13 protein-coding genes are annotated in these 13,108 nt (G+C 48.1%); 7 read left to right on the top strand and 6 right to left on the bottom strand.

Going from position 1 to position 13,108, the window contains the following annotated elements; all coding sequences use genetic code 11:
* Positions 1–87 precede the first annotated feature (87 nt).
* The 7 genes from JNUCC31_RS02580 (at position 88) to JNUCC31_RS02550 (ending at position 6,830) form a co-directional block, all read left to right on the top strand.
* The gene (locus JNUCC31_RS02580) at positions 88–960 is read left to right on the top strand and encodes a 3-hydroxyacyl-CoA dehydrogenase family protein (RefSeq protein ID WP_192268293.1); all 873 of its coding nucleotides are present in this window, start codon (positions 88–90) and stop codon (positions 958–960) included.
* Positions 957–2,162 carry an acetate/propionate family kinase gene (locus JNUCC31_RS02575; protein ID WP_192268291.1) on the top strand — a complete coding sequence of 402 codons (1,206 nt, stop codon included), beginning with the start codon at positions 957–959 and terminating at the stop codon, positions 2,160–2,162. Before JNUCC31_RS02580 ends, JNUCC31_RS02575 begins: the two co-directional genes overlap by 4 nt.
* 102 nt (positions 2,163–2,264) lie before the next feature.
* The gene (gene asnS / locus JNUCC31_RS02570) at positions 2,265–3,560 is read left to right on the top strand and encodes an asparagine--tRNA ligase (protein ID WP_192268289.1); all 1,296 of its coding nucleotides are present in this window, start codon (positions 2,265–2,267) and stop codon (positions 3,558–3,560) included.
* Entirely contained in the window at positions 3,560–4,282 is a 723-nt protein-coding gene (locus JNUCC31_RS02565; protein WP_228469461.1) for a DnaD domain-containing protein, read from the top strand. Before asnS ends, JNUCC31_RS02565 begins: the two co-directional genes overlap by 1 nt.
* Before the next feature lie 281 nt (positions 4,283–4,563).
* Positions 4,564–5,061, top strand: coding sequence for an RNA polymerase sigma factor (locus tag JNUCC31_RS02560; protein ID WP_323374358.1), 498 nt, complete (start codon positions 4,564–4,566; stop codon positions 5,059–5,061).
* A complete protein-coding gene (locus tag JNUCC31_RS02555; RefSeq protein WP_192268287.1) occupies positions 5,051–5,503 on the top strand; it encodes a hypothetical protein in 453 nt (150 codons plus the stop codon). The genes JNUCC31_RS02560 and JNUCC31_RS02555 overlap by 11 nt, the downstream gene beginning before the upstream one ends.
* A gap of 37 nt (positions 5,504–5,540) precedes the next feature.
* Positions 5,541–6,830 carry a multi-tm2 domain protein gene (locus JNUCC31_RS02550; protein WP_228469460.1) on the top strand — a complete coding sequence of 430 codons (1,290 nt, stop codon included), beginning with the start codon at positions 5,541–5,543 and terminating at the stop codon, positions 6,828–6,830.
* 141 nt (positions 6,831–6,971) lie between these two features.
* On the opposite strand, the gene JNUCC31_RS02545 is transcribed toward JNUCC31_RS02550, so the two are convergent.
* The 6 genes from JNUCC31_RS02545 to proB all read right to left on the bottom strand — a co-directional run bounded on the left by JNUCC31_RS02545 (position 6,972) and on the right by proB (position 12,866).
* Positions 6,972–7,625, bottom strand: a complete 654-nt coding sequence (locus tag JNUCC31_RS02545; protein ID WP_192268283.1) for a methylthioribulose 1-phosphate dehydratase — start codon at positions 7,623–7,625, stop codon at positions 6,972–6,974.
* A 2-nt stretch (positions 7,626–7,627) separates the two neighbouring features.
* On the bottom strand, positions 7,628–8,305 hold the full coding sequence (locus JNUCC31_RS02540) for a 2-hydroxy-3-keto-5-methylthiopentenyl-1-phosphate phosphatase (protein ID WP_192268280.1): 678 nt from the start codon (positions 8,303–8,305) through the stop codon (positions 7,628–7,630).
* Complete coding sequence (locus JNUCC31_RS02535) at positions 8,302–9,525, bottom strand: 2,3-diketo-5-methylthiopentyl-1-phosphate enolase (RefSeq protein WP_192268278.1); 1,224 nt, start codon at positions 9,523–9,525, stop codon at positions 8,302–8,304. Before JNUCC31_RS02535 ends, JNUCC31_RS02540 begins: the two co-directional genes overlap by 4 nt.
* Positions 9,522–10,382 (bottom strand): pyrroline-5-carboxylate reductase, encoded by an 861-nt coding sequence (proC, locus tag JNUCC31_RS02530; protein WP_192268276.1) that lies wholly within the window; start codon positions 10,380–10,382, stop codon positions 9,522–9,524. Before proC ends, JNUCC31_RS02535 begins: the two co-directional genes overlap by 4 nt.
* Before the next feature lie 36 nt (positions 10,383–10,418).
* A complete protein-coding gene (locus JNUCC31_RS02525) occupies positions 10,419–11,666 on the bottom strand; it encodes a glutamate-5-semialdehyde dehydrogenase (protein WP_192268274.1) in 1,248 nt (415 codons plus the stop codon).
* 96 nt (positions 11,667–11,762) lie between these two features.
* The gene (gene proB / locus JNUCC31_RS02520) at positions 11,763–12,866 is read right to left on the bottom strand and encodes a glutamate 5-kinase (RefSeq protein WP_192268272.1); all 1,104 of its coding nucleotides are present in this window, start codon (positions 12,864–12,866) and stop codon (positions 11,763–11,765) included.
* Positions 12,867–13,108: the final 242 nt, after the last annotated feature.

Genomic DNA, 13,108 nt, shown 5'->3' with positions numbered 1-13,108 from the left:
TATTATTATATGTTGGGTCGAAATTTGTAATTTTCGGCGAACAGGGTACAATAGAGAAATAGAGAACCGAAAGGATGGAGCAGAACCATGTTTTTCAAAAAGATAGGAGTTGTCGGCGGCGGCACGATGGGGCAAGGTATTTCCCAGATGCTTGCAGCCAAAGGACTTGATGTGCTTCTGGTGGAACACACAACGGAGAAGCTGGATCATGCATATAACATGATTGAGACGAACCTCGATAAACAACTGGAGAAATGGGCCATTACGAAGGCTGAGAAGAAATTGATTCTCTCCCGTATTACCAAAGTTGCTCATTTGGCTGAACTCGGAACTTGCGATATGGTCATTGAGACTATTTCTGAAGATCTGGAAGCGAAAAAAGCGGTATTTAGTCAGCTTGATCAGGTTTGCCCAAGCAACGTAATTCTTGCAAGTAATACATCCACGCTGAGTTTGACTGAGCTTGCAAGCTCAACCAAATACCCAGAGCGTGTTATTGGTATGCACTTTATTCACCCGGTTTCCCGGGTTGATCTTGTAGAAATTATCCGTGGACTGAAAACGTCAGATCCCACTTTTGAAGAGACCAGACGTTTTGTGGAAGAAGTAGCAGACAAAAAAGGTGTCATGATCTATGAGTCCCCTGGATTTGTTACGTCCAGACTGATCTGTCTTTTGATTAATGAAGCTCTTCATGTTTTGCAGGAAGGCGTCGCTTCTGCTGAAGATATCGATGACGCTATGCGTATCGGATACAACTTCCAGCATGGCCCGCTTGAGATGGCAGACCGCTTCGGGCTGGATTCTGTAGAAGCAGCACTCGAAAGAATGTTCCGTGAATTCGGTGAATTGAAATATCGTCCTTCCACGGTCCTGAAGAAAATGGTACGGGCAGGACACCTGGGTGTCAAAACAGGCGAAGGATTCTTCAAGTACGACAAGGATGGTGACCGGCTGTGAAAGTACTCGTAATTAATGCGGGAAGTTCCTCGCTCAAATATCAATTGTATAACATGTTGGATGAATCCGTATTGGCCAAAGGTCTGGTAGAGCGGATCGGAATGGATTCTTCCATTCTGACGCACAAACCAACGGGTCGTGAGGATGTTACAGAAGTTAGCGAGATTCTGGAACATACAACAGCGATTCGTAAAGTTATTGATATCCTGACAGACAAAGAAAACGGTGTGCTTGATTCCGTTGATGAAATTCAGGCTGTTGGGCATCGTGTGGTTCATGGTGGTGAAGCATTTAAGGAATCTGCGTTGGTTGATGATGCTTCCAAAGCAGAAATCCGCCGTCTGTTCGATTTGGCTCCACTTCATAATCCTGCAGCAATGATGGGTATTCGTGCGGCTGAATCCAATATGCCGGGTGTACCTCAAGTTATGGTATTTGACACGGCTTTCCATCAAACGATGCCGGAAAAAGCATATTTGTATGCCATTCCACGTGTGCTTTACAAAAAGTATAAAGTGCGTCGTTATGGAGCACATGGTACTTCCCATGATTACGTAAGCAAAGCTGCAGCAGAATATCTGGATCGTCCATTGGAAGATCTGAAGATCATCACATGCCACGTCGGTAATGGTGGTAGCGTAACTGCTGTGCAGGGCGGCGTTTCCGTAGATACTTCCATGGGGATGACTCCACTCGAAGGACTGATGATGGGTACACGTAGTGGGGACCTTGATCCGGCAATTGTTCCTTATGTGATGAACAAAGAAGAACTGAGCGTGAGCGAAGTAAACTCCATGTTGAACAAACATAGTGGACTTCTTGCAATCTCCGGCATCAGCAGCGACATGCGTGAAATCACGGAAGGGATGGAGGCTGGCGATGCTAACTCCACGCTTGCATTCGAAATGTACGAATACCGTCTGCGTAAATACATCGGTTCTTATGCAGCAGCAATGAACGGTGTAGACGTGATCGTATTTACGGCTGGTGTAGGTGAAAACTCTGTTGTTCTTCGTCAAAAAGTATGTGAGCAGCTCACATATCTGGGTGTTGAACTGGATGAAGCGCTGAATGCCATTCGTTCGGGTGAACCACGTCGTATTACAACTACGAATTCAAAAGTGGATGTTCTCGTTGTACCAACGAACGAGGAATTGGTTATTGCAAGAGATACACACCGAATCGTATTGAATTCTCAGTAATCTAATTGTAAAGTGAATATAGCGTGACAAGGAAGTGCAGGGGACAGGCATAGGCCTGCCCGCTGCATTTTCAAATTCAGGATACCGAGGAGAGATATGGGCATGAGTACGGATTGTGTAATTCGTAATGTGAATGAGCATGTGGGCGAAACCGTTAAGATCGGCGCCTGGATTAACAACAAACGTTCCAGCGGCAAAATTCAATTTTTGCAATTGCGTGATGGAACCGGATATATTCAAGGGGTAGTGGTTAAGAGCGAAGTCAGCGAAGATATCTGGAATGCTGCCAAAAGCTTGACACAAGAAAGTTCATTGTACGTTACAGGCATCATCCGCGAAGAGCCACGTAGCGCGTCTGGTTATGAGATGACAGTTACTGGTGTAGAGATTATTCATCTTACTGAAAATTACCCGATCACTCCTAAAGAACATGGGGTAGACTTCCTGATGGATCATCGCCACTTATGGCTGCGTTCGACGAAACAACGTGCCATTATGGTCATTCGTGCGGAAATTATCCGTGCTGTTCAGCAGTTTTTTGATGGTAACGGATTTACACAGGTTGATCCTCCAATCCTCACACCTTCATCTGCTGAAGGGACAACAAACTTGTTCCACATCAAATACTTTGATGAAGATGCCTATCTGACACAAAGTGGACAGTTGTATATGGAAGCTGCAGCAATGGCGCTGGGCAAAGTGTACTCCTTCGGTCCTACGTTCCGTGCCGAGAAATCCAAAACACGTCGTCACCTGATCGAGTTCTGGATGATTGAGCCGGAGATGGCATTTGTGGATCACGAAGAAAGCTTGCGAGTGCAAGAGAAGTTTATTGCTCACGTGGTTCAAACGGTTCTGAACAACTGCCGTGCTGAACTGGAGTCCATCGGACGTGATGTATCCAAGCTTGAGAAAATTGTCGCTCCATTCCCGCGTATTACGTATGATGAAGCGATTGAGTTCCTGAATGGACAAGGTTTTGATATTCCTTGGGGAGAAGACTTCGGTGCCCCACATGAAACGGCGATTGCTGAGAAATACGAAACTCCGGTCTTTATCACACATTATCCAGCTGGAATCAAGGCATTCTATATGAAACCTGATCCTAATCGGCCTGAAGTGGTGCTTTGTGCAGACATGATCGCACCAGAAGGATACGGGGAGATCATTGGCGGTTCCCAGCGTATTGATGATCCGGAACTGATGCAGCAGCGCTTTGATGAGCATCAATTGTCAGAAGAGGCATATCAGTGGTATCTGGACTTGCGTAAATATGGATCGGTTCCTCACTCCGGCTTCGGTCTGGGATTGGAGCGGACGGTAGCTTGGATCTGTGGATTGGATCACGTACGTGAGACCATTGCATTCCCACGTATGCTCTACCGTCTGTATCCTTAATGCTGAACCGTGAGTCTATGGAAGAGACCGGCTCCAAAGCCTGGTTGAATGGAGCAGCTTTCGGTATGGCAGCAGGCACAGCGCAGCTCCCATATGCTTTACTGCGCTATTACCATCAGCTGGGGTTAAGTGATGCTGAGGTACTTCTGCTGATTCAATTGTTTGGATTTCGGCAAGTCGAATTCAATGAGTTCCCAACACTTGAAGAGCTTGCTACCCGCATGGGTCTTGCTCCTGAAGGCATTGCAAGAATGCTGCAACGTCTTATGAGAGAAGGGTACATTCACATTGACGAACATCGGGATGAAGAGCGTGATATTCAGTATGAACGTTACGACCTGCACGGATTGTATGCCAAGCTGGCAGTTTGTACAGCGGAAGATATGGACGCTTCCCGTCAGCAACAGCTGGACCGTAATGCATCGCGACCGGATTCGAACAGTGTTCAAAAAGAAGAGGAAGAACGAAACATGTTCTCTATTTTTGAAAAAGAATTTGGCCGTCCACTCTCACCAATGGAATGTGAGACGATATCCAGTTGGCTGGATCAGGATCGCTATCAAGAGGAACTTATTCTTATGGCATTGAAGGAAGCAGTGTTTGCTGGTAAAGTACATTTCCGCTATATCGATCGGATTCTGCTCGAATGGAGCCGCAATCGCGTGAAGAATGTGCAGGATGCGAAGGCATATACGCAACGTTTCCGTAACGGGGGACGGTAGGATTAATGTCAGGTTAACCAGCAAGTTCAATGAATTGAATTCAGAATAAACCAAGAACAGGCCAGAAGATTTCTGCGCCTGTTTTTGTTAGATTATAGAGGCGTTTAGGTTCATGAAAGCTAATCTTTTCAGGCAATGAGCAATCTTTTTATAAAAATTTGAATGAATATGCAGGGGTCAACAAATAAGTTGTCGTCTATTGTAGTGGAGAGGAGGGGAGAGTCATTGATGAAGCGCGCTTAATTGAACAAATCCGTCAAGGCGATACATCCAAACTGCGTTTGTTGATCGAAAAATACAGCCAACATGTATATCACGTGGCCTATTCCGTATTGCGGAACGATCAGGATGCACAGGATGCTGCGCAGGAGGCGTTCATTCAAATGGTTAAATCTCTCCCCGATTACCGATCTGAAGGTTTCAAAACATGGCTGACCCGAATTGCCTTTCACAAAGCAATCGATGCCAAACGCAAGTTGGGCAGACGGAGTGCTGAGGATCTGGGCGGAGAAGAGAAAATAATAAACATGCCCGGACATGAAGAAGATGTACTTCTCCGTCTTGTTCGTGAAGAACGTCAGGAGAAGATTCGTGAACGCATTAATCAGCTGCCTGCCCAACACAGAGATATTATTACTGCGTATTACTTAAGCGAAAAAAATTATGAACAGATCGCCAGTGATGCACAAGTGGCAGTGAAAACCGTGGAGTCCCGGCTGTATCGTGCACGGCAATGGATTCGAAATCATTGGAAGGAGGATGAGTGGCGTGAGGAATAAAGACAAGTACACTGTCCAGGAATGGACTGATTATATCGAAGGCCGAATGACTGCAAACCAGGCAAATAGTATGGAACAGGTATTAATGGACGTACCGGATGCGATGGACAACTATCTCGAAGCACTAGGGATTCATCGAGAGTTGCCCCAACTGAACGACCCGGCAGGCTTTGCAGATTCAGTCATGAACCGAATTACGGATATGCAATTCTCCAAGCCAAAGGGCAAATCGCGTTCCGGACGAAGCCGACTCTGGTTGAATCATAAAGTGTTTCATTATGCAGTAGCGGCTTGTCTGACGCTAATCTTTCTCTCCTCTGGGGTGTTTGACAAAGTCGCGCCTTATCATAAGTTCCAGGATGGTGACCACAGGGGATCTTTCACGGAAAAATGGACGGAGGCAGCCACTTCCTGGCTGGATCACTTTAAACCTAAACCATAAATTTAGTCACATTGCCTGAAAAGAAAGGATGACGACTGTGCAATCAGATCGTAACAAATTACTTGCATTTCTATTAAACCTGATACCGGGTCTGGGTTTTCTGTATTGGGGTCGGCCCGCCAGAGCTGTAATCTATCCTTTACTCTTTTTTGGGACAGCTGTTGGTTCGTTTATGCTGGCCATTCTGGTGAGTGAGAAAGAATTAATGATTCTTGGGGCCTTGGGGGCCATATTCTTCTGGTGCATCAGCATGCTGGACATCGTTATCGTTCTGCTCCGTGCACCTTCTGCCCGAGAAGCTCATTACAGGGGATATGGCGCACATTACGGTGGTCCCCATCAGGGGGCCGCATATCAGGGAGCGTACGCTGGTCATGAAGGAGATCTGGGACAGATGGAGATGGACCACGAGGGAATACAGCATCAGGGCGGTGAGTATGATGTTCCTGAGGGTGGGTATGGTCAACCTATGTATCGAAAAGGTAGCGAGGGAGAACGATTCTTCACCATTTTACTTTCCTTTGTTCCTGGACTGGGTCATCTTCACCTCGGACTGTTACATCGCGGACTATCGTTTCTGATGGCGTTCTTTGGTTCATTTGCCATGATGGTCTTTGTGGCTTCCATTACGAATGAATCGGTATTTCTGATGTTCCTGCTCATTCTGCCTGTGATTTGGGTGTACTGCATGTTTGATGCGGTCCAGCATGTCCATCGCAAGCAGGCTGGTGAGGTACTGCAGGATCGGACATTGTTCGAGGAACTGGAGATGGGCAGAGCATCTGGACGGCGCAGTAAAGTGCTAGCAACACTGTTATCGGCTTTTCCGGGTGCGGGTCATCTGTATCTGGGACTGCAAAAAAGAGGCATGCAATTGATGTTCCTGTTTCTCGGCAGCATCTATATTCTAGACCTGCTTCGATTGTCGGTATTCCTGTTCATGATCCCGTTGATCTGGTTCTACAGCTTCTTTGACGGACTCCAGTGTTCGAGTCGTTACGGCCGTGAACCGTTGACTGATCAACCCATTTTCAAGGACTGGGCTCGTCACCAGCGACTGATCGGATTCGGTATTGCAGCGTTGGGTCTGTATTATCTGGTCATCCGGTTGGTTATTCCACAGCTGAATGAGATGTTCCCCAATATATTTATGACCTACGAGATTCGTTCGTATGTGAACACCGTCATTGTTTCCTTGCTGCTCATTTTTGGCGGCCTCAAGCTGCTGTTCGGCAAGCACCGGGGAGCGGGTACCCATACGATCCATCGGAATGATGAGGGAGCAGACAGTCTCTTTTTGTTCAAGGATCGGGATGATCGACTGTAGAGCTTCCTTAGCGACGCTACACAAGCGATCACTGAAAACGAGTATTTCAAAACAAAAACACACCAAGGGCCATGTCTACAGCCTCTGGTGTGTTTTTGTTTTATTCCATTGGTTTCTTGAATGAATGATTACAATGCTTACTTATTTCGTAGCGCCATTCAGGAGAAGTTGACGGTACATCACTTCGAACAGGAATTCGAACGCTTCGAGATGACGTTTCGCTTCAAAAGCATCCTTGCCCCAGGCATAGATGCCGTGATTTCGCAGCAAAATACCCGGCACCTTGGCGTCAAGTACACCTGGCACCAATTCAGCGATAGATGGAATATCCGCGAAGTTAGGCAGAACTGGTACACGAATCTCCGCATTCTCTTCCCAGATGTTGAAAGCCTTGATCAGCTCGATTCCTTGAATCGGTACATAGCCATCTGATCCAAAGAACTCACTGATCAGGTTGTTAAATACGGTATGAACATGGAACACCGCACCACACCCGGTTAAACGATAGATTTCGCAGTGAATCAACGTTTCAGCGCTTGGTTTCAGGGTTGTGGTCTCAATGGCTTTACCATGCTTGTCCACAAACAGAAAATCTTCCGGTGTACGGAGAGATTTGTCTTTGCCTGAAGCTGTGACCGCAAAGTAAAATTGCTCCGGATCGTAGTCGCCCACACGCATTGACAGGTTGCCACTTGTGCCAGGAAACCAGTTACGGCTGGCAAATAGAGCTTTGATATCGGCCAGCTCTTCGAGGACCTGGCGTTTATGTTCCAATGTAATCTTTTCAAAACCCATCTTTACAGCACTCCTTGTGTTTGCTTCTGTTTCATGTCTTCCATAATATCGTAAAAGGTCGCGAATGGCACATGGTTCACTCCCAGCTCTACGCATTTGTCCGTCAGAATGGAACGGGAGTAGACGAGATCAGCAATCTTGGCACCTTCAAAGTCGGTCAGACTGTCTCCAATGAGAATGCGATTATATTGCTCTTCCGGGAATGTACGGATAACGGTCGTTTTGCACATGCCGCAGCCGTTCTCACAAGGAGGCTGGCAGGGGTTTGGCCATTCGATCTGGATGAATTCACCCGTGAAGTCAGCTCCATTGCAATAAACGTGATCCTGTGGAATATGAAATGGTGCAAGTAACGGTTCGATAAAAAAGTCCATTCCCCCACTGGTTACATTGAATTCAACGCCTTCGCTTCGAACGTATTCAAGAAATTCACTGAACCCTTCGCGAATCCCCGCTTGTCCAAGCACAAATTCCACAATTTCATCTTTTTGCGAAGAAGGCAGCAGGGCGAACATGGCTCCAACACCTTCACGCAGGGAGATTTTTTGCTCAATCGTATCGTTCATAATCGCTTCAATACCTTCGGGCTTGAAATGCTTCATAATCGCTACAATGTTATCCGAGAGGGTAATGGTGCCATCAAAATCACAGAAAATAACGGTCTTTTTGTCACTTCTCATCGTTCGCCACCCCACAGGTCCAATGCGCTTTTCAGCTCTGGATGCTCTGCCGCATAATCTGCAAGTAGGATAGAGCGCTGTGCAGCCTCAATGGCTTGCAGGAATGCACGTCCACCTGCTTCGGTCCCCATGGGATGTCCATGAATCCCGCCACCGGCATTCACGATGACATCTGTGCCAAAGTCACGCAGAATCATCGGTACAAGCCCTGGATGGATACCTGCTGAAGGCACGGGCATACTGGTTCTCACAGGCAAATCCGATGACAGTAATTGTTCGGTGATCGCCATATTTTCTTCCTTCGGCATCGTGACTGATCCGTAAGGGGAAGGGAAGAGCACCAGATCCGCTCCGGCAAGTCGCATGAGCTGACCGAGCAGAACCGAAGCTGAGATACCATAGTGTGGTGAAGGATACAGTGCACCTGCAAGCGCAGGGTGAGCCATGATCGGCACGTTGATGTCGGGATCACTGCTAAGTTCGTGCAGCACATCGTATCCGTAGGACAAAACATTGAACAATAATGCGTTTGCTCCTGCACCTATCGCACGTTCAGCCTGCTGTTTCAGACGTGATGTAGGTCCGGTCAAATTCGCGGCATAAAGAAGTTTCTTGCCCGTCTCCCTACGTGCCTGTTCGGCGGCTTTCATGCAGATCTCCACTCTTTTTTCGATCGGGGTCAGCTTGTTCTCAAACAGAATTTCATCGTCCTTAATCAAGTCTACTCCACCTAGAGCTTGACGGATAAATTGTTCCCGCAGTTCATCTACATCCAGTCCGATAACGGATTTAAAGATACTCATCAATAATGGACGATCGTGTACACCGAGCAGATCACGAACTCCATTTAATCCAAACTTGGGACCAGGGAACGCGCTAAGGAAACCATCCGAGAAACCAAGGCGTGTCAGTTTGATGCGTCCATCCATTGAGATTTTGCCAAAGACTGTCACAAGCAGGGCAGGGATATCACGGCTGAAATTCACATCAGGATAACCAATGGTAATATCGGCGTAACGCTCACCTGGGGCCATGCCTTCAGTTTCATGGACCTCAACGCTGATGACTTCGCCCAAATGTTTCTGCATCGCTTCGCGTTTGGCCTGAGGCAATTCGGTCCAACTGCCAACAGTCATGCCGACAGCAATGGACTCTGCCTTCTTGCGGAAGTCTGTACGGTCATCATGCAGACGATATGTGGCTGTGCACATATTGTTCATTTTAAATCCCCTTCCAATGCAGCTCCCATCTCCCGTGAGCGCTCTGCACAGCGGTTGACGGCTGCAATTACATTTTCAAAGAAATCTCCCTCATCCAGCGTTTTCAGTGCTGCCTGGGTTGCACCTCCCGGGGAGGTCACATCACTACGGAGTTTCATCGGCTCCAATCCAGTCTGTTGTACCATTCGTGAAGCGCCCAATACGGTTTGCACAGTCAGATCGCGGGATTGCTGGCTGGACAAGCCGCCACGAATACCTGCGGCAATCATGGCCTCCATCAAATAGTATACATAAGCCGGACCACTTCCGGAAATACCTGTGAGCACTTCGAGTTTATCTTCAGGCACGATGGTCACGATTCCAACGGCTTCAAACATGGTCATGACTGTACTTCGTTGTTCATCCGTAATTTCCGCAGAAAAGGCAAGTCCGGTTGCACCAAGCCCGATGGTACTGGATGTATTCGGCATCGTACGGGCGATCGGCTGTTTGCGGCCCAGCAAGGATTGCATCGTACGGATCGATAAACCGGCAATGACGGAGACGATCAATTGATCTGGTGACAGGAGTGGTCCCAGTTCACGCAAAGCTGCTGCGGCATCTTTCGGTTTCATGCAGAGTACAATGACCGGAGAAGCGGCAAGATGGTCCAGAGACTGTGCTGCGGTTCCGGTATGTACAGCATATCGGGTACTGAGCTCCTCCTGACGTTTCTGGTTGCTGCGGTTCAGCATGGTAATATCCTGAGGACGAACGACCAGGCGGGAGATCAGACCGCGCACGATGGCTTCAGCCATCGCGCCTGCTCCGTGGAAAGTAATATTTTGTTGTAATAACGTCTGTTGTTCTTGACTCATTGTTATCGTTCCTCCTATATAACTGTAGCTGGGATATTATTGCCGGATTTGTCCATTGCCAGTGATACGGTATTTGGTCGATGTCAGGGCAGGCAGGCCCATTGGTCCGCGTGCATGCAGCTTCTGGGTGCTAATCCCGATCTCCGCTCCATAACCGAATTCGAACCCGTCAGTGAAACGAGTGGAAGCGTTATGGTATACAGCGGCCGCATCTACATCATGCAAAAAGCGCTCTGCATTGGTAGTATCCCGAGTAACGATACACTCCGAATGCTTCGTGCCATAACGTGCAATATGCTGCATCGCTTCATCCAGATTCTGAACAATACGGATATTTAAAATATAGTCATTATACTCTGTTGCATAATCTTCCTCCGTCACTGGAAGGGCAGAGGGAACCAGACGGCGAACCGTGTCACAGCCCTTCAGCTGCACATTAGCCTCACGGAATTGTTCGGCCAGAACGGGCAGATGCTCTTCTGCAAATACAGCATGAAGCAATAAAGTTTCCATAGAGTTACATACGGAAGGACGCTGTGCCTTGGCATTAACAGCGATCTGAGCTGCCATGATTGGATCGGCGGATTCATCCACATAGGTATGACAGATACCTGCTCCTGTTTCGATCACAGGCACTGTTGCATTGGCAACCACATTGCGGATCAGCGAGGCTCCACCACGCGGGATGATGACATCCAGCAGTCCGTTTAACTTGAGCATTTCGTCTACGGAAGAACGGTCTGCATCCTCAACAAGCTGCAATGCGTCAGCGGGCATGTCTGTTGTAGCGAGTGCTTGATGCAGCACCTCAACAATCTTGCGATTAGAGGACAGAGCAGAGGAGCCGCCACGAAGCAGAACAGCATTGCCTGTTTTGAGGCATAACCCGGCTGCATCTACGGTCACATTGGGACGAGCCTCATAAATAATGCCGATCAGACCGATCGGTACTCTCAATTTTTCAACATGCAATCCGTTCGGACGGGTGAATGTCTCCAGCACTTCACCGACAGGGTCCTGCAACTCAACGATCTGGCGCAGTCCTTCAGCGATACCGGCGATACGCTCTTTATTCAAAGCGAGGCGGTCCAGCATCGATTCCGGAGTGCCTTGCTCTCTGCCACGTTCCAGATCCTCAGCGTTCGCTGCAATAATGGAATCGGTCTGGGCAATCAATGCGTCTGCCATAACCAGCAGCGCGTTATTTTTTTGTTCTGTACTCAGGCGATTCAACTGCGGAACTACGGCTTGGGCCTTACTCGCTTTTTCTCTGACTTCACTCATTATAAATTCCTCCCATATTTAAAAGTGGAAACAAAAGATTGTTTATTGGTGATAATTATGAACCCTGAGAGGTGAATCGTCAGGACCATAGATGTTCTATTTTAACGTAATCCATTCATCCCGATGGATGACTTCAAGTCGATGGATGCTGTTCAGCTGCTTCATCACTTCGCCACTCGATAATCCCGCAATAAGACGAAGCTGGTCATCATCATAATTGACGATACCACGACCGAGCAAGGTATCATCCATACCAACGACCTCTACAACGTCTCCGGCGTGGAAGGTGCCCAGCACCCGCTTCACCCCTACAGGCAGTAGACTGTGACCGCCATGGACAAGAGCTTCTTCGGCACCATTATCCACAACGACGGTTCCGAGCGGAGTGGACATGAAGCCAAGCCATTGCTTTTTACGTGAGAGCGCAGCCAGGCGAGTCTCGAAATAGGTTCCTTTTCCAGTCCCATCTACCGCCTTCTGCATATCTCCAGGTTCATTCACGCTTCCCACAAAGACAGGCACGCCTCCACGGGTAGCCACTTTGGCTGCATCTACCTTGGATCGCATCCCGCCTGTGCCAACCGATGATCCCGAACCGCCAGCGTAAGCGTAGATCTCAGCTGTGATTTCGGGAATGCGGTCATAACGTACAGCTGATGGATCTTTGCGTGGGTCGGCTGTATAGAGGCCGTTGGTATCCGTAAGTATGATCAGATGCTGCGCTTTGACCAGATTCGCCACAAGAGCCGACAAAAGATCGTTATCTCCAAACTTCAATTCATCAACAGACACCGTATCATTCTCGTTAAAGATCGGAATGACGCGCTGTTTGAGCAGCTCTTCCACGGTCATGCCCGCGTTGCCCATCCGTTTCCGGCTATGAAAGTCGGTACGGGTAAGCAGAATTTGTGCTGTAGTAACGCGGTGCGCTGCAAAAGCCTGTTGATATGCCTGCATCAGCAAAGCTTGACCAACAGCCGCTGCAGCTTGTTTTTCATGCAGTTGCTTGGGACGCTGGGGGTAACCGATCTCCCGGAAACCGGCAGCCACTGCTCCTGAGGTAACAAGAAGAACTTCATGGCCTTGTTCAGCCAAGGCAGCAATTTCTCCGGCAAAAAAAGTAATGGAACTTCGATCGAGCCCGCCTTCTTCCGTAGTAAGCGAACTGCTTCCGATCTTAACGACAATACGTGAGGTCATGTTTTCACTTCCTTAAACAATATTAATGAGAGATTTGAAAGCAGACCGTTGGGTACAAAAAAAACTCCCGCCCTTTTAGTTAAAAAGGACGAAAGTTCGTTACTTCCGCGGTACCACCTTTATTGATGATTGAATCATCCGGCTTCATGCCCTGTAACAGAAGGCACTGTCCTGTGCATCACAGGCCGCTCAGGGGTAGGTTTCGGAGAGAAGCCGCGGTAAATTCTTGCAGCCGGATGGAA

The organism is Paenibacillus sp. JNUCC-31 (genome assembly GCF_014844075.1).
GTDB lineage: Bacteria > Bacillota > Bacilli > Paenibacillales > Paenibacillaceae > Paenibacillus.
Note: the sequence above shows the minus strand (reverse complement) of the source record. Positions and strands in the feature narration are given on the sequence as shown.

Bases quoted from the DNA above. Each gene is read 5' to 3' on its own strand.
- proB (WP_192268272.1), bottom strand. From the start codon at position 12,866: ATGACCTCACGTATTGTCGTTAAGATCGGAAGCAGTTCGCTTACTACG.
- JNUCC31_RS02565 (WP_228469461.1), top strand. From the start codon at position 3,560: ATGCTGAACCGTGAGTCTATGGAAGAGACCGGCTCCAAAGCCTGGTTG.
- proC (WP_192268276.1), bottom strand. From the start codon at position 10,382: ATGAGTCAAGAACAACAGACGTTATTACAACAAAATATTACTTTCCAC.
- JNUCC31_RS02525 (WP_192268274.1), bottom strand. From the start codon at position 11,666: ATGAGTGAAGTCAGAGAAAAAGCGAGTAAGGCCCAAGCCGTAGTTCCG.
- JNUCC31_RS02535 (WP_192268278.1), bottom strand. From the start codon at position 9,525: ATGAACAATATGTGCACAGCCACATATCGTCTGCATGATGACCGTACA.
- JNUCC31_RS02580 (WP_192268293.1), top strand. From the start codon at position 88: ATGTTTTTCAAAAAGATAGGAGTTGTCGGCGGCGGCACGATGGGGCAA.
- asnS (WP_192268289.1), top strand. From the start codon at position 2,265: ATGAGTACGGATTGTGTAATTCGTAATGTGAATGAGCATGTGGGCGAA.
- JNUCC31_RS02545 (WP_192268283.1), bottom strand. From the start codon at position 7,625: ATGGGTTTTGAAAAGATTACATTGGAACATAAACGCCAGGTCCTCGAA.
- JNUCC31_RS02540 (WP_192268280.1), bottom strand. From the start codon at position 8,305: ATGAGAAGTGACAAAAAGACCGTTATTTTCTGTGATTTTGATGGCACC.